The organism is Nostoc mirabile CHAB5784 (genome assembly GCF_020829645.1).
In the GTDB taxonomy this organism is placed as follows: domain Bacteria; phylum Cyanobacteriota; class Cyanobacteriia; order Cyanobacteriales; family Nostocaceae; genus Nostoc; species Nostoc mirabile.
Map to the genome: position 1 here is coordinate 88,271 of NZ_JAIVFS010000023.1, position 19,418 is coordinate 107,688.

Annotated in this window: 18 protein-coding genes and 1 pseudogene; 5 read left to right on the top strand and 14 right to left on the bottom strand. The window is 41.7% G+C overall.

Annotated features, from left to right (window positions below; all coding sequences use genetic code 11):
* Positions 1-584 precede the first annotated feature (584 nt).
* From LC653_RS16890 to LC653_RS16905, 4 genes are all read right to left on the bottom strand, one after another.
* On the bottom strand, positions 585-1,517 hold the full coding sequence (locus LC653_RS16890; RefSeq protein ID WP_229495562.1) for an alpha/beta fold hydrolase: 933 nt from the start codon (positions 1,515-1,517) through the stop codon (positions 585-587).
* A 19-nt stretch (positions 1,518-1,536) separates the two neighbouring features.
* Positions 1,537-2,043 carry a DUF4112 domain-containing protein gene (locus LC653_RS16895; protein WP_229495563.1) on the bottom strand — a complete coding sequence of 169 codons (507 nt, stop codon included), beginning with the start codon at positions 2,041-2,043 and terminating at the stop codon, positions 1,537-1,539.
* Positions 2,044-2,135: 92 nt separating this feature from the next.
* Positions 2,136-3,041, bottom strand: a complete 906-nt coding sequence (locus LC653_RS16900; RefSeq protein WP_229495564.1) for a YihY/virulence factor BrkB family protein — start codon at positions 3,039-3,041, stop codon at positions 2,136-2,138.
* 407 nt (positions 3,042-3,448) lie between these two features.
* Positions 3,449-3,826 carry a hypothetical protein gene (locus tag LC653_RS16905; RefSeq protein WP_229495565.1) on the bottom strand — a complete coding sequence of 126 codons (378 nt, stop codon included), beginning with the start codon at positions 3,824-3,826 and terminating at the stop codon, positions 3,449-3,451.
* A 123-nt stretch (positions 3,827-3,949) separates the two neighbouring features.
* Between LC653_RS16905 and LC653_RS16910 the strand changes: the two genes are divergently transcribed.
* Together LC653_RS16910 and LC653_RS16915 are read left to right on the top strand one after the other, a co-directional pair.
* A complete protein-coding gene (locus tag LC653_RS16910) occupies positions 3,950-4,135 on the top strand; it encodes a hypothetical protein (protein WP_229482369.1) in 186 nt (61 codons plus the stop codon).
* Positions 4,136-4,370: 235 nt separating this feature from the next.
* On the top strand, positions 4,371-4,853 hold the full coding sequence (locus LC653_RS16915; RefSeq protein WP_229495566.1) for a hypothetical protein: 483 nt from the start codon (positions 4,371-4,373) through the stop codon (positions 4,851-4,853).
* Positions 4,854-4,923: 70 nt separating this feature from the next.
* On the opposite strand, the gene LC653_RS16920 is transcribed toward LC653_RS16915, so the two are convergent.
* The 4 genes from LC653_RS16920 to LC653_RS16935 all read right to left on the bottom strand — a co-directional run bounded on the left by LC653_RS16920 (position 4,924) and on the right by LC653_RS16935 (position 10,481).
* A complete protein-coding gene (locus LC653_RS16920) occupies positions 4,924-7,398 on the bottom strand; it encodes a GGDEF domain-containing response regulator (RefSeq protein WP_229495567.1) in 2,475 nt (824 codons plus the stop codon).
* 21 nt (positions 7,399-7,419) lie between these two features.
* Positions 7,420-8,457: a sensor histidine kinase gene (locus LC653_RS16925; RefSeq protein WP_229495568.1), complete on the bottom strand. Its 1,038-nt coding sequence runs from the start codon at positions 8,455-8,457 to the stop codon at positions 7,420-7,422.
* Between the two features lie 82 nt (positions 8,458-8,539).
* Positions 8,540-8,968, bottom strand: a complete 429-nt coding sequence (locus LC653_RS16930; protein ID WP_229495569.1) for a response regulator — start codon at positions 8,966-8,968, stop codon at positions 8,540-8,542.
* Positions 8,969-8,987: 19 nt separating this feature from the next.
* The gene (locus LC653_RS16935; protein ID WP_229495570.1) at positions 8,988-10,481 is read right to left on the bottom strand and encodes a sensor histidine kinase; all 1,494 of its coding nucleotides are present in this window, start codon (positions 10,479-10,481) and stop codon (positions 8,988-8,990) included.
* Between the two features lie 956 nt (positions 10,482-11,437).
* Between LC653_RS16935 and LC653_RS16940 the strand changes: the two genes are divergently transcribed.
* The gene (locus tag LC653_RS16940) at positions 11,438-12,670 is read left to right on the top strand and encodes an RNA-guided endonuclease InsQ/TnpB family protein (RefSeq protein WP_229495571.1); all 1,233 of its coding nucleotides are present in this window, start codon (positions 11,438-11,440) and stop codon (positions 12,668-12,670) included.
* Between the two features lie 40 nt (positions 12,671-12,710).
* Entirely contained in the window at positions 12,711-13,940 is a 1,230-nt protein-coding gene (locus tag LC653_RS16945; RefSeq protein ID WP_229495581.1) for a tetratricopeptide repeat protein, read from the top strand.
* Positions 13,941-14,184: 244 nt separating this feature from the next.
* Here LC653_RS16945 and LC653_RS16950 read toward each other — a convergent pair whose 3' ends face one another.
* The 6 genes and pseudogenes from LC653_RS16950 to LC653_RS16975 all read right to left on the bottom strand — a co-directional run bounded on the left by LC653_RS16950 (position 14,185) and on the right by LC653_RS16975 (position 18,290).
* Complete coding sequence (locus LC653_RS16950; protein WP_229495572.1) at positions 14,185-14,754, bottom strand: Uma2 family endonuclease; 570 nt, start codon at positions 14,752-14,754, stop codon at positions 14,185-14,187.
* 48 nt (positions 14,755-14,802) lie between these two features.
* On the bottom strand, positions 14,803-14,976 hold the full coding sequence (locus tag LC653_RS16955) for a hypothetical protein (RefSeq protein ID WP_229495573.1): 174 nt from the start codon (positions 14,974-14,976) through the stop codon (positions 14,803-14,805).
* A 260-nt stretch (positions 14,977-15,236) separates the two neighbouring features.
* Positions 15,237-15,521, bottom strand: a pseudogene (locus LC653_RS16960) (MFS transporter); the annotation flags it as partial.
* Positions 15,522-15,606: 85 nt separating this feature from the next.
* Positions 15,607-16,023 (bottom strand): HlyD family secretion protein, encoded by a 417-nt coding sequence (locus LC653_RS16965; RefSeq protein ID WP_229495574.1) that lies wholly within the window; start codon positions 16,021-16,023, stop codon positions 15,607-15,609.
* Positions 16,024-16,087: 64 nt separating this feature from the next.
* Positions 16,088-16,555: a MarR family winged helix-turn-helix transcriptional regulator gene (locus LC653_RS16970; RefSeq protein ID WP_229495575.1), complete on the bottom strand. Its 468-nt coding sequence runs from the start codon at positions 16,553-16,555 to the stop codon at positions 16,088-16,090.
* 76 nt (positions 16,556-16,631) lie between these two features.
* Positions 16,632-18,290, bottom strand: a complete 1,659-nt coding sequence (locus LC653_RS16975) for an ArnT family glycosyltransferase (RefSeq protein WP_229495576.1) — start codon at positions 18,288-18,290, stop codon at positions 16,632-16,634.
* Between the two features lie 138 nt (positions 18,291-18,428).
* Here LC653_RS16975 and LC653_RS16980 point away from each other — a divergent pair, with 138 nt between their 5' ends.
* Complete coding sequence (locus LC653_RS16980; RefSeq protein WP_229495577.1) at positions 18,429-19,073, top strand: class I SAM-dependent methyltransferase; 645 nt, start codon at positions 18,429-18,431, stop codon at positions 19,071-19,073.
* The last annotated feature ends 345 nt before the right edge of the window (positions 19,074-19,418 follow it).

Consider the following 19,418-nt stretch of genomic DNA (forward strand, 5'->3'; position numbering starts at 1 on the left):
ACTACCACGTAAGCAAATTCATTTTGTAAAAACACTATATACTATAGCCGTAGTCACATAGCTTAGGACAGTGTTGATTGCCCAAAGCTTTGAAGTAACTGGGTTTTTACTCAGCACTCAGCACTCAGCACTCAGCACTTTGCTATAAGTGATTTACAAAAACAACTATCTCTACCAATTATTTGCAGAGTATTTTATCAGCAGATAAATATCAATAATCAGGTTTGGCATTTGCTGCAACAGGAATATTAAATGTGTGCGGACGTTGTTGTTGAAGTACGCATTAGCCCCAAATAACGGGCAACATCTGTATACATTCCTGTTCACTTCAGTGGCAAATGGCAGAGTGGGAGTTTGAAAGCTGACTGATATGCTTCCTCCCACTCTCTTTTTATTTAATTCGTAATTCGTAATGACGCTCCTACGGACGCTCGTTCCGACGCTTGATGACTCGCTTGCCGCCGGCGCTATCGCTACCGCAACGCTTACGCTAACGTAATTCGTAATTATTGTTGAAATACTAGCGGGCAATTGGGAGGTATTTTTACATATTTGGGATTCTCTCATCAAAACATAAACTATCTTTAAAAATGAGTATCCCGTAAAAATTCAATAATCGCTGCATTCAATACTTTAGAAGCACCAGTTGAGGCATCATGATAGCAGTTAGACAAAACTTGTAATTTAGAATTGGGGATATGCTGATGCAATTTTTCACCATGACTAGCAGGAAACCAACTATCTTGCTCACCCCACAAAATTAGTGTAGGACACTTAATTGCACCCAGCTTCTTTTGAATTCTGGTGAGCATATTTGGCTTATTTTCTTGCCAATTCTCAATTTCTCGCGCTGCTATTTGTAACTCTTCGGCGACTTTGGCGATTGTACCAGGTAGTTCAATAAACGGGTAAGTTATCCAATAGACATCTTCTTGTGTCAAAATTGACGGATCAAATAATACCCCACGTCTTTCTATGGCCATAATTTCTCTAAATAGAGGTGCAAACAAATATGTCAAACGTAAGAAGTCAATTGTATGCATTATTTCCAGGGGCGTTTGGGCAAGTAACCACATAGCCCAATGAGGTAGACGTTCGGCAAAAATAGGTACGTTTACGACTACAAGCTGCCCGACTAAGTGCGGATTTTCTTGAGCAAGAGCAAGGGCAACTAATCCCCCCAGAGATTCAGCTACAATCACTGCGGGTTCATCACATAATGCCTGAATAATTCTTTGAAACTCAATAACTTGATGACCGTTGTCTTCTCTACGAGACAATGGTTTTTCGGAAAAACCAAAACCTTTGGCATCAAAACAAATTACCCGGAAATATTTAGATAATGGTGCTATACTATGACGCCAATTATAGCTCCAACTACCCATGCCATGTAATAAAATTAGCGGTTTGCCTTTACCTATTTCGCCATAAGCAATTTGTACAGGATACCCTTTAGCATCAGTAATAATTAGATTTTGCCGCCCTTTAGGAAAAGTGGCTTGCCACCAATCTTTCATTCCGTTATCAATAAATAATTTAACCGCCTGTTAAGGCATTCCATAGCATTCTAATTACTATCACGGGCAATGCGACTAAAACAATGGCAATTAGCAACAATCCCACCAAAACGCCAAAGATAAACCACCCGTCGGCACTCTTTTGCTGGCTAGGAAACTTTAAGTAATCTTCCAACAGCTTGATATTATTAGTATTAGCTCTCCAGGTAAAATCAAAAAAGTCTCCCAAAACTGGCACAGCGCCTACTAAGCCATCAACGATCACATTTAGAACCATTTTGCCTAAAGTGGCTCTAGATACACCCAGTCGCGCTGCTTCTAGGATGATGTAGCTAGAAAACATGATTCCCAAAAAATCACCACCAATAGGTATTAATCCTATAATTGGATCTAGACCAAAACCAATCTGCGTACCAGGAATGGTAATAACATTATCCAGCAGCCGACTTAACTGACGCAGGCGCTTCAAGGTGGGTGCTTTGGCATCAGGTTCAATCATCGAAAATCGAAAAGGAGAATCAGGCATGGAGGCGATCGCTAAGTTTGTCTTGAATCGTTAGACATTTTACTCCCCTACTGAATTTTTGCAAAAATTTTCTCAGGGATTTATAACGATATTTACAAATTAATATTTTTCACGAGATTCTGACTGTGCTTTTGGCGCATATCTTCGCCGACAGTCACGTTCAACTGATCGCCAATTAACAGAACCGCAGCGCTCATCGACAGCCAAAGCATTAAAACTATCACAGCCCCTACTGCACCATAGACTTTATTATAATTGCCAAAATTCGCTACATAAAGCCGAAATAGGGCAGACAATATTGCCCAGAAAACAGCTGCTAAAATTGCTCCAGGCATCATTGGTGTGCCTGAGTTCCACTGGCTTGGGCCATAGCGATAGACAAAGCCAAAGGCGACAGCAACAATACTTAAAGCTAAAGGCCAACTTAAAAGCTGCCAAAGATGCGACAAGATGATCAAAGAACCATTTCCGCGCACTACTATTGCCAACAGTAGATCGCTGGTAAACACTAAGAAAGAAGCCAACACTAAAAGCAACATAGTCCCGACTGTTAATCCGAGAGAGACGAGCTTGGCTTTCCAAAAGGGACGCATGTTTTCAGAAGGAATTTGATGGATTTGATCGAAGGCTGTCATAGCTGTACTCACCGCCCCAGAAGCAGTCCAAATTGCTAATACAAAGCTCAGAGAAAATAAACCACTGTTTCTAGAATTAGTAATTTCTGTGGTAGCAAAATCACGAATCAGAGTCAGGGCTTGTTCAGGTAGGACTTGACTCAGTTGTGCCGCCAGTTGTTTAAAGGTAGCTTGTAAAGATTCTGCTAATAAGCCAATGGCTGTAACGATCGCAAGAATTGCCGGAAACAGCGATAACATAGCATTGAAGGCGATTTCCGAGGCGAGTCCAAAAAGTCGTCTTTCCATTGTCCTGGCAAAAGTTTTTTTGAGCGTGCGCCAATTGAGGTGGCGAAAGAAGCGTAAAAAACGAGGCTTTGGCATAATTTAGAGTTAAAACTGGTTAGCTTTATTAACTACTGTGCCAAATTTTGCGTAGCGATCGCACTTATCTTTTTACCGCAAGAATACCTAGTGGGGAGTGGGGAGTAGGGAGTAGGGGGACAAGGGGACCAGGGGACAAGCAGAATAACCATGCCCCATGCCCAATGATATTATGTTCGCATAATTAGTTATGATTTCCACAGTCATTGCACCCCACCCCTTAATCCCCTCCCCGCAAGCGGGGAGGGGAGACGAAGCGTAGCTTTGGCGGGGTGGGGTTCTTCGGGTTTAATAAGTAATCAAGCGAACATGATATGACTCTTATTTATGTTGAATTACTTAGAGGATATACAAAAACTCCCCTCTGGTGTGAAGGGAGCCAGGAATTAGGTATTAGGGATTGGATTTTATTGACTCAACAACCCGATAGCCATCTCAAGATACATTTTCGCTTTGTGCAAGGCTAATAGCTTCTCTTGGGTGTATCTATCCGGGTAATTCATGATTCTCCCTTCCATCGTGATTTTGATGAGTGCAGCTTGCTCATCAGTAGGTGAGTTCATCTCATCTATAGCGTTACTCAGTGCTTGCATGAAAGCAAAGGTAGGAGGTTTTAATCCCTTCCCTGCCTCAAACTGGGATAGCGCCATACGAGGGAATACCATCAACGATGTAATCCATGAAGTTTTGTACCCTTTATTCCCAGTTGGTTTGATGCCGTAGCGTAAGCATAGGTCACGAAGTTCTTTGATGGTTTTGATTTCCAGTTCCGAACGTGTAAACATAGAGTAGCCATTCCTTAAAAGTGGTATCGGTAGGTAACAACTTTCTCAGGGTAAATTGCCTACCGAATTAAAATTGTATTTCGATGCTTGCCCCGAAAAAAGCTATATTTACATCTCTCAACAATGCCTAACCGTAAAGGTAATCCTCAAAATTTTGACAATCCACCGAGTAAAGAATTAACTGAAAATGTTACTTTTAGAGCTACGAAAGAAATGAAGGAAGAAATACAGAAACAAGATAATCCAGCGCAATTTTGCAGAGATGCCGTTCAAAAAGCACTGGATGAAAAGAAAGGGAAGCAACAGTAAATAGTATTCAAATATTAATTTTTGTTTCAACAGCTACAGCAGTTATGCTTGCGCCACTTCACATTCAAAAAAGCTACTGAGGTGTTACTTTAAAAAACTTTTGATGCCAATATGGATTGTTCAGTCTTTAGGATCAAAGTAGTACTCTTGTTCTAATGAAAAAAGAAACCATCATGCTTTTTTGATTGACGAAAAATGTAACTTTAGTCCTTTTATAGTACGAATAAGGGTAATAATGGCTGAAAATACTAATCAAACGATAACTTTAACACAAGAGTGGTTGACAGAAATTCAGACACTCAAAGAGCAGATGGCGGGACTTCAGGGCGATCGCGATACGGCTTGGGAAAGCGCCCAAAAATGGCGTCAGCTTTACAACACAGAAGCAGAACAACGGCGCACGGATACCCAATTGGCCCAACAGGCGATCGCATCCCTTAAGGCAGACTTGCATAAACTCTCTTGTCTTGCGATCGAGGCACTGGCTGCTGGAACACCAGTAACAGCGATTCAACAAGAAATAGAACAACTAAAATCTGTAGAGGAATTGCAAGCTAAACTCATCGCCGTAATCAAAGAACGCGATCGCCTTTTGCAAGCTCTGAAAATTGAGCAGGATAACCACGCTCAAACCCGCAATAGCCTTACAACTGCCTTGGGTGATGCTATTGATAGCTTGACACGGGAACGAGCCGGAGGAGAAAAAGAGAGTAAATGACCTGCCGCTAAATGCTTAGGCTCTCTAGCGGGGATTTAAATCCCCGCCTCCACTAGTAGACTCCGTAACTCTATCCTTGTCTCGGCTGAATGCCAGATACAATTAATGTCTCTATCGACTTGCTATCCAGGGGTTTGGAGAACAAATATCCCTGTGCGTACTTGCATTTCATGGCTCTAAGTAGTGCCAGCTGCTCTATAGTTTCTACACCCTCTGCTATTACATCTATATTTAGACTTTGGGCTAGGGTAATGATCGCTTGAACAATCTCCAAGTTTTCCCCATTAGCACCAATTTTGGTAACAAAAGAACGATCAATCTTCAAGGCATGACTTGGAAAGCGGTGCAGGTAACTCAAAGATGAATAGCCTATACCAAAATCATCTAAGTGTAATTGCACATTCATCTGTTGCAGTTGCAAGAGCATAAAAGTTGCTGATTGAATATTTTCCATCAGTACGCTTTCGGTAATCTCCAGCTTTAAATTGTTGCCTTCCAGACCAGTCTCTTGCATAATTTGGGAAATTTGCTCAATTAGCCCGGACTGTGAGAACTGTTTAGTGGAAAGATTTACACTGATTGTCAAGGGTGGCTCGCTAGGAAATTGTATTTGCCAAGCACGCATCTGCCGACAAGCCTCGCTCAGTACCCAATAACCAATAGGGATAATCAACCCAGTTTCTTCCGCCAGTGGAATAAAGTTGTCTGGAGGAACTAATCCCTGTTGCGGGTGCTGCCAGCGAACGAGAGCCTCGAAACCAGTAATTTTGTAAGTTTCTAACAACACAATTGGCTGGTAGTAAACCTGAAACTCCTGGCGTTCAACTGCCCGCCGTAGATCCATCTCTAACTCTAATAGCTTCGTTACTTCAGTGTACATGGTTGAGTCAAATATCTCATGGCGTGCCTTACCCAATGCCTTAGCGCGATACATTGCAATGTCAGCATCGCGCAGGAGTTCCTGTGGTAGGTTGTAATTACCCTTATTTAGGGCGATGCCAATGCTGACGGTGGTAAATACCTCATATCCGCTGAGTTGGAACGCAGATGTCAGAGTTTCGTGTATCCGCTCGACTACGCCTGTTACGTCACTGATATTGTTGAGATCCTCAAGCAAAATTGTAAACTCATCTCCCCCTAGACGAGCAACTGTGTCTCCAGCACGGAGGCAGTTCTCCAGTCTTCTAGCAAGGGCAGTTAATAGTTGATCGCCAATCATGTAGCCGAGACTGTCGTTGATAACTTTGAAGCGATCTAGATCTAGAAAGAGAACAGCAAATGTATAGTCTGCACGTCGTTTTGCCATCATCAGCGCACGTTCTAGCCGTTCCATAAATAAGGCGCGATTTGGCAAACCGGTTAGTATGTCGTGAAAAGCGTCATAAATTAATTGCGCCTCTGCAACTTTTAGAGCAGTAATGTTTCGAGCGATACTTAAAACAAAAAATACTGAGCCGTCGCTAGCCAACTCAGGCACAAGACGGGTATGGTAATGTTTTTTTTGGGAAGCGATCGCTAAACTGCATTCAAAGTCGGTTTCTTGCTTAGTTTGGAAAACTTGCTGGAGTTTATGATCGCATATCCGGCAAAATTCTTCTGGCAGATTTAACTCTGTGTTTGTTTTGCCGATAAATGTTTCGGCTGATATTCCTGTAATCTTTTCAATAACTGGATTAACGTAAACGTAGCGCAATTGAGTGTTAAATCTGGAAATAATATCAGGTGCATTTTCAACTAGTGCTTTGAATTCTTGCTGGCGACGCGCTAGTGCCGCCAATATCTGCTTACGCTCGGTGATATCCTGAAAAACGCAAACTGCACCTGTAATGTTACCGTAGTCATCTTTAATTGCTGCAATACTATCATCAATGGGGATTTCAACACCGTTTTTAGTAATTAGTATCGTCTGTTCTGGTAGACCGACAGTAACGCCAGACTGAAGGACTTGCCTGATCGGGCTTTCAATTATTATCCGAGTTTCTTCATGAGCAATATTGAATATTTCTGTTGCTTCTTTACCAAACGCATCTGAATAATCCCAACCCGTCAGTTCCTCCGCAATAGGGTTCATAAAAGTTACAGTTCCAGATTCGTCGCTAGTAATTACAGCATCTCCAATACTTTTAAGTACAGCAGTCAGCCATTGTTCATTCTGTTTTAATTTTTTTTCCGTTCGATGTTTAGAAAGCGTAATTTCAATAGTGAACTTTAATTCCTTCTCTTTGAAAGGCTTGAGAATGTAGCCAAACGGCTCTGTTTCCTTTGCTCGATTCAATGTTGATTCATCGGCATTAGCAGTCAGATATATTACTGGAATTTTAAAAATATTATGAATTATCTGAGCGGCCTCCACACCGTCCATCTTTCCTTTGAGATGAATATCCATTAAAACTAAATCTAGAGAATCATCTGCTGCTTTCTTAATTGCTTCTTCTCCAGAATCGGCAAGCCCTAGAACATTATATCCAAATTTTCTTAGCCGACTTTGTATATCCATTGCTACGATGATTTCATCTTCAACAACTAATATATTTACTGAATTCATAATTTTGTGAAACTTACAATTTTAGGAAGTTTTATTCGGAAATATGATTTTATACTCCACTCCATTATCGCTGGTAAGATCGATATTACCTTCTAGCTGATGTGTTAGACCTTTGACTAATCGCAAACCTAATGATTCTGTAGTTTTAAAGTCAAAATCTTGGTCAAACCCGACACCATTATCACTGATAGTAAGTGTAAATAAATTTGCTTCTATGGAGCAAAAATCAATACAAATTTCTCCTGGTTCTCTTTGGGGAAAGGCATATTTTAAGGAATTTGAAATAAGTTCATTGACAATCAACCCGCAAGGAATAGCTGCATCAATGGCTAGAAAAACCTCCTCAACATTCATTTTCAAGGTAATAGCGCTGGAATTAACGTTGTATGAATAAAATAAATTAGTTACTAAATCTTGGATATAGTCAGCAAAATTAATCCTTGCCAAGTCTTGAGATTGATATAGTTTCTCGTGGATCAGAGCCATTGATTCAATCCGGTTCTGGCTATCTTTGAATACCTCAAGGGCTTGATTGTCCTTGAGATACTCTGCTTGCAGGTTGAGCAGACTAGAAATAATCTGCAAATTATTTTTTACCCGGTGATGAATTTCTTTCAATAGCACCTCTTTTTCTTGAAGCGATGCTTTAATCTGCTCCTCTGCTTGTTTGCGCTCCCGTCTCACCTGTGCCTCACGCAACTCGCGTGCAACAGCAGGGATAAGTCGTGCTAGATTACCTTTAATGATGTAGTCATGGGCACCAGCTTTCATGGCAGCTACTGCGGTATCTTCACCAATAGTGCCTGAGACAATAATAAATGGCAAGTCAAGTCCACTTTCCTTGACTTGCTTCAATGCAGCAGGAGCGCTAAAGGTGGGCATGGAATAATCGCAGATGACGATATCCCATGTTTCCCCTGCGATCGCAGCTTTCATGGCTGTGGGTGTATCAATCCGTTCAAAGGTTACTTCATAGCCACCACGTTGCAGTTCACGCAGTATCAAGAAAGCGTCATCTTCTGAATCCTCAACAAGTAATACGCGCAGTGGTATACCCATGTAATTCGTAATTCGTAATTCGTAATTCGTAATTAAGAAAGTCAGCTTTGTATCTATAACCTGATTTTGGAGGATTGGTAAGCTATATCCTTGGCGGTGATTCGTTTAAGACAAACCAGTACAATCCTAGTTGTCGCACTGCTTCACTGAATTGGGAAAAGTCTACTGGTTTGCGAACATAGCTGTTGGCACCCAAGCTGTAACCATTGATTAAGTCTTGCTCCTCTTTGGACGAGGTGAGAATGACGACGGGAAGGATTTTTGTCCTGTCGTCGGTTCGCAGGTGTCGCAAAACTTCCAAACCATCCATTTTAGGCAACTTCAAATCCAGGAGGATGAGATTTGGCATAACGCTCATGTCGCGATCGGCGTATACACCTTTACCAAAGAGATAATCTAGGGCTTCTACCCCATCGCGTGCCACTATTACCTCGTTCATAATATTGTTTTTCTTGAGTGCGCGTAGGGTTAGCGCTTCATCATCAGGATTATCTTCTACAAGTAAAATCATGTTGTATGTTTTCCTCTAGTTAAAGGGTGAAGTAAAATGTTGCGCCTTGCTCTAGTGCGCTCTGGGCCCAGACACGGCCACCATGACGGTGAACAATCCTCTGCACAGTAGCTAGTCCGATGCCAGTGCCTTCAAACTCAGTCATGGCGTGCAGGCGTTGAAAAGCACCGAAGAGTTTGTCAATATAGGTCATATCGAAGCCTGTGCCATCATCACGGACAAAATAAACATGGGTGTCATCTTGCTGCAAAAGCCCAAATTCTATGCGTGCTTTTTGATTTTTTCCTGTAAACTTCCACGCATTACCCAGCAGGTTTTCTAGCACGATCCGTAAAAGATGAGTATCACCATTGGCAACCAATCCCGGTGTAATGACAAACTCTACTTGGCGTTCTGGTTGTGTTTTGTGCAACTCACTTGCGATCGCCTCCACCAGTGCGCTCAGATCAACGTTTTCGCAACGCATCTCACTGCGCGTTAGTCGTGACAGATTCAGTAAATCGTCGATCAGTTGTGCCATTCGCTGGGTGGCTGCACGCACTCGCTGGAGGTAGTTTTGGCCTAGTGCGTCAAGGTTATCACTATAATCTTCTAGTAGCGCTTGGCTAAAGCCGTCGATGCTCCGCAAGGGGGCCCGCAGGTCGTGAGATACAGAATAACTAAATGCTTCCATCTCTTTATTAGTGGCTTCGAGTTGTGCTGTGCGTTCTGCTACTCGCTGCTCAAGCTCGACGTTCAGGCGCAGAATCTCTGACTCTGCACTTTTACGCTCATTAATTTCAGTTTGCAATTCTTCGTTAGTGTTTCTAAGTTCGGCAGTCCGTTTGTTAACCTCTATTTCTAACTCATCACGAGCTTTTTGCAGAGAATTTTCCATCCGCTTGCGTTTGGCGAGTTCCTGATTGGTGATCATGGCTGCTAAACCGACGAGAATAGAAGCTATAGTGCTGCCAAAAATAGTCAGCAAAGTTGTTTGATGAGCGCTGGCGTTCGCCTCTTTTGACCGCTGTTTCAACAACTCATTCTCTTCGTTTTCCATAGCTGTAGTCAGCATTCGGATGTCCTCCATGATCTGCTGACCTTGATCTGTCTGAACTATTTGCAGCGCGGACTCTAAATTTTTGCTCCTGGCGTTAATCGCCTGTTTCATCAAAACTAGTTTTTTGGCAATCATGGGTTCAAGGCGATCAAGCCGCCCCTGTTGATTGGGGTTATCCGCAGTCAATTGGCGCAGAGCCTTAAGTTTCTGAACAATCTCGTCAGTTACAGTGCGATAGGGTTCTAGATACCGTTCTTTGCCCGTGAGAAGATAGCCCCGTTGTCCAGTCTCTGCATCTTTGATCTGTGACATTACTTCTTTAGTCTTTTCCAGCACCTCGCGTGTATGTGTGACCCATTGAGCGTTTTCTCTATACTGAAGCAAACTCAGATACGAGACGACGCCAACACCAGCCATGATTGCCACTGCTATTACAAAACTGCCCGTATTCTTTTTGTAAATAGCCCATTTCATTTTTTACCTTCCTAGTTGAAAAAGTAGCTGCTGACTAAATTGGTAAAAACGGTGAGCCAGCGCTGTAGACGGGTAACAGCCCATTAGTGCAGCTTTAGCGACCTTAGAAGAGCCGTACTCCTACGGAGAAGCAAGCTACGCGTTAGCGTCTTCATACCGCACAGAAGGAGAAGGGTGACTAGCAGCCCCAGTCCAAGCAGCTATATCTTCGTTCCACCAAACAAGACCGATGAAAAAATTGGCTTGCTGAATAAGAAGTATGAATTTGATTTTGTTTAATATCAAAACCCATATATAGACGAGATATATCGCGTCTATATATTTGAATTCATACTTGAAATCAGTAATGCCAAAAGTTTTTCACGATACTACTCGTCATAGTCGTGCTAACTGATACCAAGTTTCTTAACTTTTAGAGCAAATTGGCTCTTATAAAGGATATCTATATTAGTTAATTATTGTGAGCGTATATTTTCTGACTCATAAAAAGGCAAATAATAAATTTTGTTCAATTATTCAGTATATTTACCAAGCATTTTCAAGAGATTTTCGCTTGCATAAATTATGTAAATATGCTATTAAAATTCAGCAATTACACTTAAAAAGCTTTGCTTGTATTAACTTTATATTAACTTGACTTATTGACTGGGTAGACTAGATAGAGACTTGACACTCCCTGCCTCCCCTGCAATCTTCAGTCAGTGACGCTTCAGAATTGCTGGAATAAGGTAAAAATAATAGGGCATGGGGATAATTAACTAATTCGCCGTAAGTCCCCCACGCTCATTTGGTACTCCAAATCAGTGGCGGGATATAAGGCGGGCGACGACGAATGCATCTCCGACCAATGCCGTAAGGCGAGGCAGGAGATGTATGAGAAGTCGCCAAATATTTCCTGAATAATGTTACTAAAATATATGTATAATAGTAACAGGTCGAGATTTGGAGAAGTTTAGATGAGACGACAAGCGGTAAAAGTCAGGATATACCCCACCGATGAACAAATTCAGGTGTTAGCTCAACATTTTGGATGTGCGCGTTGGTGGTGGAATTATGGGTTAAATCAATGTATTGAAACCTATAAGGCAACTGGTAAGGGCTTGTCTCAGTCTGGTCTAAATTCTTTGCTTCCAGGACTAAAAAAAGCGAAAGATACAGCATGGTTGGGGGAGTGTTATTCTCAGGTTTTGCAATCCGTGAGTCTCAATCTTAGCCGTGCATATCAAAGCTTTTTTGAGGGTAGAGCAAAATATCCAAGATTCAAATCAAAACATCACCGCCAATCAATCCAATATCCCCAAAAGGTAAAACAGGTTGATGGGTCTTTGAAATTCCCCGGTAAACTAGGCGTAGTCAAAGCTAAAATCCATCGTCCGCTTGATGGAATAATCAAAACAGTTACAGTCAGTAAATGCCCATCTGGTAAATACTACGCTTCCGTTTTGATGGAATATGAAGGTGACTGCCCCGTGTCGAAAAACGAGGGTAAGATAATTGGTATTGATTTAGGAATTAAGGATTTTGCTATTACTTTCGATGGCGAAAAAACATCCAAATATCCAAATTCAAAACACCTATCCAAATATGAAAGGAAATTAGCTGTAAAACAACGTATTGCTGCACGGAAAAAGAAAGGCAGTAATCGTCGTAGAAAAGCGAATAAGATTGTCGCTAGGGTATACGAACAGATCAGCAATGTCCGCCAAGACTACCTACATAAACTATCTAGAAATATAGTTGATAACAACCAAGTCGTAGTAGTTGAGAACCTAAATGTCAAGGGCATGGTTCGTAACCACAAACTAGCTCATGCTATATCTGATACAGGATGGGGAACCTTTGTAAATTTCCTTAGCTACAAACTAGAACGTAGTGGTGGGAAGTTGATAGAAATAAATCGATGGTTCCCCAGTTCCAAGCTTTGCTCTAATTGCCATTACCAAATATCGGAGTTACCTCTAGATGTAAGGACTTGGACTTGCCCAAGTTGCGGCACTCATCACGATAGAGACGGGAACGCATCAAGCAATATTAGAGCAGAAGGCATCAGGATGCTGTCCTCCTCTGGGACGGGGGAGGCTAACGCCAATGGAGAGGATGTAAGACCAATTCGCGGACGCAAATCCAAGATGAGGCAATCTTCCGTGAAATTGGAAGCCCACACTGACCTGACGGTACAGTGTGGGTAGTTCACCTCATGCAACTAACTCAAGGCAAGGTAAAGTACCCATGCTCAGGCGCTTAATTTTGATTGTTACTGCCGCTATACTCTTTAGCAGTTCATTGACTTGGGCACAGACTAAAAAGCCGAAACCACTGGATAAATTTCCTCCTAGTCCCCTAGAAATTACCACACCCGATCCACTGCTACCACGTTTGCCCAAGGATAAACAGCCGTTAACTCTCCAAGAACAGCAAAAATTAGAACCAGCACTGGATGCCTTAAATCAAGAAGCAGCAGCAAAACTGCAAGCAGGAGATCAGGTGGCGGCGTTTGAAATTTGGAACCGGGAACTTCGTTTGCGGCGCTTTTTAGGTTCATTAGCAGAGGTGCAAGCACTATCACGAGTCGGGGCGATCGCCTGGAAGCAAAATGATGGGCAGGAAGTACAATATATTACGCAGCGATTGCAAGCAATTCAAAAGCAGGCACAATCTCAGAAAACAACTGCTCCAATTGATCTAGAATTGTGGCGATCGCTAGGTCAAGCTTATCAAAATGTGCGATCGCCTAAACTAGCTGTGGAAGCTTACAACCAAGTTTTGTTAGTGGTGCGAGAGCAAAAAAATACAACAGCAGTAGTAGAAACCCTCAAGACAATTGGGGAACTACATTTGAGTTGGTTTGATTATCCCAAAGCCGCGCCAATCTACGAGGAATTATTGAGTTTAGCTACTTCCCTTGGCGTTGGTGTAAACGAGGTAACATATCTGCAACAGCTGGCTGAAATTTACGACCAGACAAACCAACCGCAGCAGTCATTAAATGTACTTAATAAATTAGTAGAAATTTACGTTAGTGAAAATAATCTTACTGAAATACCAGAATTAAAGCTAGCGATCGCTTCAAATTACGAATCTCTAGCAAAGGAAGATCCTAACTTACTGCTAGAGGCTTTTAAAAATTATCAAGAAGCTTATACCACCGCTTGGCAATTAAAGGAGTACGTTCGTGCTGGTGAAGCTTTGCAGAAGTTAATTGCCCTGTACTGTTCTCAAGGACAAACAGGGGAGGCTTTGCAGGCTAGCGAAATTCTTGTAGAGACACAGACGCAAGCCGCCAACTTTTACGGATTGATGCAAGCTTATGACCAAATTGGGCAATTGTATCTAGAACGTAAAGATTTTCCTCAAGCATTAACAGCTTTTCAAAAAGGATTAGAAATAGCGCAACAACTCAAACATGAGGAAGCATACTTTACTGGGCAAATTGAAAAAGTATCGAAAGCAAATTTGTAGCTAATATTAACGCTATTCAATCCTCGAATTTTGGATTTTCAATTTTGGATTGAAAGATTCAAAATTCAAAAAAGTCTGAGAGGAGAAATTCTGAGCAAATAAATTCCTCGTGCCGACGCTTGCAGACTCGCTACCTCTGCGCTATCGTGCCTTCTACCTTTCTTGATACAATAGAAATATAATCTTGGTTGTCCCTATGACCAAAACAGACTAATGATACAGAGCAAGTAAATTTATTTTTGGATTAGGGTACTAATACTACATCTTCATATATTTCTGCGATTGCACACCGAAAATCAACGCTAGCTAAATGCACTTCTTGCTCTTTTTCATAAGGGTAAAGTACCCAATGTCCTTCCTCATTGCGACGGAAGCATTCGACACTCATTCGATCTGGTGAAATTAGCACATACTCTTGTAATGATTCTAAGTGTCGGTAACTAGCGAATTTCTTGCCTCTGTCATAGCCTTCTGTTGACTCAGAAAGCACTTCGATAATTAAGCAAGGATGGGACTTAAAATATTCAAATTCTTTATCTCGTGTATCACAAGTCACCATCACATCGGGATAAAAATAGCGATTTATGACATCAATTTGTGCTTTCATGTCTAACATGTAGACACGGCAACCACTACCCCGGAGATGGTTTCGTAACAGCATTGATACATTCATGGTGACTGTGACATGAGCATCACTTGCTCCTGCCATTGCGTAGACTTGCCCATCAATATACTCGTGTTTGATTTCACTTACTTTCTCGCCTTCTAGATACTCTTCTGGGGAGATATAGTACTCACTTTGGCTAATGACCATTTTAGTACCTTAAAGTTTTATCAAACATTTTAACTCATAATAACAAATTTAATGAGCAACAGCGCTACCAGTTGCCTTCACCTTTTTAAAGAATAAAACGGCAAGGCCACTCAGCAACAAAGCAATGCCAATCAAGTAAAAACAATCGTTAAAAGCCATTACAAACGCTTCCCGACGAACTATATTAGATATAGATGCGTAGGCGTAGCCCGTCGTAGACATCGCTTGATTTTGTGCTGTAGTTCAATTAGTTGAACACTATATAATAGCAGTCCTAAATCATTTGCAAAAAAATCCCTTTATTCTTCTCTCTGTGTACTCTGCGTCTCTGTGGTTCGTTTAAACAATAATTTTTACAACTCCTTTAGTATTGCTATAAAATACCTCATTAAATAATTCGTAATTCGTAATTCGTAATGACGCTCGCGGACTCGCTAACGCTGCGCTAACGTAAATTTTGTTTTGTAATGGGGATTTAACCCCAACACAAAACAATAAGCAGTTCCAACCCTGGCAATTAGTAAACCCCCGATCGCAGGGCCAATTAATCTAGCACCGTTGATCATTGTAGAGTTGATAGCGATGTCTGACGACAAGCCGCTTCTCTACGAGACGCTCCGCGAACGCGTCTACGCATTGGCTAAATCTTCTCTGTGTTCCACCAATTCTGGCACAAAAGCTTGACGGGCTGGCGCATCTAAGGCGTTAATAAATCCTTGAAACAAACTCAAGGCGATGATGTGCCATACCTGAACCCCACCCCGCAAAAGCTGCGCTTTAGCTCCCCTCCCCGCAAGCAGGAGGGGTTGGGGGTGGGGTTCTTTTATTATGGGTAATTTGAGGAACATGATATTACTTAACTTCCACAGCAACTTCCGCAGACATCCCCGGAGTAATCCGCGATTCGTACCCTTGAATGCTCTTTTGGTCAAAAACTACTTTTACTGGAATGCGTTGCACAACTTTGGTAAAGTTACCTGTAGCGTTATCCGGTGGCAATAAGGCAAACTGAGCGCCGGAAGCTGGCGAAATACTGTCAACACGACCAACAAAGGTATGATGAGGAAAAGCATCCAGCTTGATTTCTGCTGTTTCTCCTGGCCGCATATTTTCTAATTGAGTTTCTTTGAAGTTCGCAATTAACCAATACTGGTTATCCACGATCGCCATTAATGGTGTTCCCGCTTGGACTCGGTTGCCAATTTCGACGTTTTTCCTACCAACTCGTCCGGTACTGGGGGCGGTAACATTGGCGTAAGATAGTTGCAATTGTGCGTCTTTAAGCGATGCTTCCGATTGCGCGATCGCAGCTTTTGCGGCTTCGTATTGGCTTTTAGGAGAGGTTAGCGATCGCTCGATTCAAGATTTGGGAAAATAGTTCTCGATCAGCAAAGGAAATGCCGTCCATCGCTTCATCACGCACGGCTGCGGCGATTGGGGGTAAAACAGCTTCTAGTTCCTTACCTGCATCCGTGAGCCAGATTCGCCAGATGCGGCGATCGTAAGTGTCGCGTTCTCGACGCACCAAGTCGCGTTCTTCCATCCGATCTAGTACGCCTGTCAAAGTCCCCCCCACTTGTTTGAGTTTGTCCCCAATACTAGAAGTAGGTAAACCATCTTCTTGCCACAAACAGCACAACACTAGCCAGTGAAATGGCGTAAGTCCAAAGGGTTCTAGCCTCTCTGTAAACTTGCGTCCGAGCAATTGTGAGACTAATTTGATTCTGTAACCCAAATTGTATGGTGCCAGATTTTGCTGCCACGAATCTAAAGCTGGGGAGTGATTAGATGTAGAAACCATTTAGCAAAATACTTAGTATGCGTACTATTATTATAACTAGATTAATTTTTTTAGCAATACTTCCTTGGCATCTGTCTTAGGGAATAAATTGAATCAGCTGGTACTCTTTGACAGTACCGATAATGCGGTGAGGTCGAGATAATTTCGGGGACTGGTCAGTATAGATCCAAGCATAGCTCAAAGGTGGTATTTGGGAAATAGAGGCTACTTGTTGGGCATGAATAGAAAGATAGAAATCAAACAGTACTTGGGTTTTCTGGTCTATTTGCACATAGTAGGTAGGATGAGATTGGAGAATTGAAGCGATCGCACTTTGTTGTAAGAAAGATTTCAAAACAGGGTTATAGTCACTTAAAAGCCCTATGCTACCCGTCATCGCCAAAGCCAGCCAACAGGGAATTAACCAACCTGCAATCCAATAACGTGCTGTGAGAAACTTCTTGCCAAAGTGGTAACGACTAATCCACACCACAGGTAAAATTAACCAACCCAAGCTTATAGCCAAGCCAATAGTTGCATAATTGCGGATGTCAGAACCACCCCAAGTAAGAACGCCAATACTCGCTATTACAAGTAAAACACCGAACCCACCAAAGCCATAACTGAGATTTCGAGGAAGATTCTTTTTTGCAAAAAGGCTTAATATATTTATTTTACCTTTTTGAAAAGGTAATTGTGGAGGAATTCCTCTCTCGTAAATACTACCTAACCAGTTTAAACCCACAGATGCAAACAAAGCTATAAACGGATAAAGGCAAAGACTATAGTGAGGGAGACGAGTGCTAAAAAGACTAAGTTCACAAAATAGCACAAGTGGAAAGCCAACTAATATTAACTGATAACGATGAATAGGACGACGAACAGTCAAAAACAAACCTAAAAGTCCGAAAAAAGCCCAAGGAAATGCTTTTAAAAGAATATTCCATAAATAAAACAGCCGATCATTTTTATCATTATTTTCAGAACCTAGCTGCACAACAAACTTCAGCAACTCCTCAAAACTCTGATTTCCGTAGTGCTGCCAGCTTAACCACAGCCAAACACAGGTAGGTATTAAACCTACGAAAAAGCCTAAATATAAAATTGGGTTAGTAAGATGACGATGGCGGCGATGTTCCCAAATTAAATAAGGGAATAAAGCTATGATTGGCAAAAAAATCATAAAGCTTCTGACTAAGAAACCTAAACCTAAACTGAAACCAGCTATAAAACTCCAAAAATAGCGATATTTAGGATGTAATTCCGTTTTTATTAAAGACAAAATAGCTAAAAGTACCAAGAGAACCATCGGGACATCAGGTGTACTTAAGCGAGAGTATTGCAGCCAGAGAAATTCCACACTTAAAATTGCAGCAGCAAGCCTTGCTAATTTTTTGCCTAGCATACTTTTGCCGATTTCATACACAACCCATAAGCTAAAAATGCTAGCAATCATACTAGGAAGACGCGCACTAGTATCACTCATACCAAACAGCTTGTAGAAACTGGCAATTATCCAATAAGGGCCAGGGGTTTTATGATGTGCATTTTGCCAAGGAGTTATCCAATTACCAGAATCAAACATCAGACGGGCACGCGATGCATAAAGCGCTTCATCATGTGCCATTAGGCTATTGTGCCCAGAAGTAAATAGTAATAAGGGCAGTATCCAAACTAACAAACTAACATAGGGTAATGGTGCTACTAGGCGGATTTGTCGCCAAATATGCTGCAACAAGTGTAGTTTATATAACATTGAATTGATAAAAATCGAATGCTGCTATTTAGACTCGTTTTTGTGTCCTGCTGTTATTAAAATATGTTACATAGTGTTTGTTAAAAAATATCTGAAATTGCAGTAATTTTCGGAAAAAGTCCTCCAAAACAGAGATTTATGCAGTTAAGACCGAATCAACGCCTGAAATTAGACGATACAGACGATAAGCTGTTCTATGCCTATCCCCGCTTTGTTACCCATGTGGATGAAGGATTTATTCAACAGTTAACGGATTTATATCGCGATCGCCTCAAACCCAACACCCGTATTTTTGATATGATGAGCAGCTGGGTATCTCATCTGCCAGAAGAAATGCAGTTTGCCCATGTGGAGGGACACGGACTCAACGGTGAAGAACTAGCACGAAATCCCCGTTTAAATCATTACTTTGTGCAAAATCTTAACGAAAATCCGCAGCTACCTTTACCAGATGAAGATTTTGATGCTGTTCTCAATTGCGTATCTGTGCAGTATGTGCAATATCCAGAAGCAGTATTTTCTGAAATTTACCGCATTCTCAAACCCGGTGGTGTGGCAATTATCAGCTTTTCTAACCGGATGTTTTTTGAAAAAGCGATTCAAGCTTGGCGGGAGGCTTCAGAAGCACAGCGAGTAGAATTAGTCAAAGAGTATTTCGCCTCAGTTCCAGGATTTACAACCGCAGAAGTTATAGCTCATAAGTCAACATTACCCAATTTCTTACAGTGGTTGGGTGCAGCTGGAGGAGATCCGTTTTATGCCGTTATAGCTTACCGCAGTTAAATTAACTAGCACAGCACGGCTATTTCATTCTATACATAAACCGCCCATAACTAAAGTTCTAGGCTAATAGCTAAAGTCCGTTAAAACGGACTAGAACCTTTTCTCAGTCATCTTTAGATGACTTTCGCTATTAGACTCAGAATTCATTCTGAGGCGGGCTTTTCGGAGAATGAAATAGCCCTGCTAGCACAGCACGGCGTAAATCCAGCTATTATCTCAAACTGGAGTTTAGACTAAAAGCGATATGAGAGAACGCAAATCAAATGGAATTAGAGATTAAAAATATTATCTTGTCAGCCTCAAAGCATCCGCGACCTTTAACAATTCTGTAGTATATCTGCTCCA

Excerpts from the sequence above, each read along its gene's own strand:
- LC653_RS16970 (WP_229495575.1), bottom strand. The coding sequence starts at position 16,555 with ATGGTTTCTACATCTAATCACTCCCCAGCTTTAGATTCGTGGCAGCAA.
- LC653_RS16945 (WP_229495581.1), top strand. The coding sequence starts at position 12,711 with ATGCTCAGGCGCTTAATTTTGATTGTTACTGCCGCTATACTCTTTAGC.
- LC653_RS16905 (WP_229495565.1), bottom strand. The coding sequence starts at position 3,826 with ATGTTTACACGTTCGGAACTGGAAATCAAAACCATCAAAGAACTTCGT.
- LC653_RS16915 (WP_229495566.1), top strand. The coding sequence starts at position 4,371 with ATGGCTGAAAATACTAATCAAACGATAACTTTAACACAAGAGTGGTTG.
- LC653_RS16900 (WP_229495564.1), bottom strand. The coding sequence starts at position 3,041 with ATGCCAAAGCCTCGTTTTTTACGCTTCTTTCGCCACCTCAATTGGCGC.
- LC653_RS16980 (WP_229495577.1), top strand. The coding sequence starts at position 18,429 with ATGCAGTTAAGACCGAATCAACGCCTGAAATTAGACGATACAGACGAT.
- LC653_RS16895 (WP_229495563.1), bottom strand. The coding sequence starts at position 2,043 with ATGCCTGATTCTCCTTTTCGATTTTCGATGATTGAACCTGATGCCAAA.
- LC653_RS16890 (WP_229495562.1), bottom strand. The coding sequence starts at position 1,517 with ATGAAAGATTGGTGGCAAGCCACTTTTCCTAAAGGGCGGCAAAATCTA.
- LC653_RS16950 (WP_229495572.1), bottom strand. The coding sequence starts at position 14,754 with ATGGTCATTAGCCAAAGTGAGTACTATATCTCCCCAGAAGAGTATCTA.
- LC653_RS16925 (WP_229495568.1), bottom strand. The coding sequence starts at position 8,457 with ATGGGTATACCACTGCGCGTATTACTTGTTGAGGATTCAGAAGATGAC.
- LC653_RS16935 (WP_229495570.1), bottom strand. The coding sequence starts at position 10,481 with ATGAAATGGGCTATTTACAAAAAGAATACGGGCAGTTTTGTAATAGCA.
- LC653_RS16910 (WP_229482369.1), top strand. The coding sequence starts at position 3,950 with ATGCCTAACCGTAAAGGTAATCCTCAAAATTTTGACAATCCACCGAGT.
- LC653_RS16940 (WP_229495571.1), top strand. The coding sequence starts at position 11,438 with ATGAGACGACAAGCGGTAAAAGTCAGGATATACCCCACCGATGAACAA.
- LC653_RS16955 (WP_229495573.1), bottom strand. The coding sequence starts at position 14,976 with ATGTCTACGACGGGCTACGCCTACGCATCTATATCTAATATAGTTCGT.
- LC653_RS16920 (WP_229495567.1), bottom strand. The coding sequence starts at position 7,398 with ATGAATTCAGTAAATATATTAGTTGTTGAAGATGAAATCATCGTAGCA.
- LC653_RS16975 (WP_229495576.1), bottom strand. The coding sequence starts at position 18,290 with ATGTTATATAAACTACACTTGTTGCAGCATATTTGGCGACAAATCCGC.
- LC653_RS16930 (WP_229495569.1), bottom strand. The coding sequence starts at position 8,968 with ATGATTTTACTTGTAGAAGATAATCCTGATGATGAAGCGCTAACCCTA.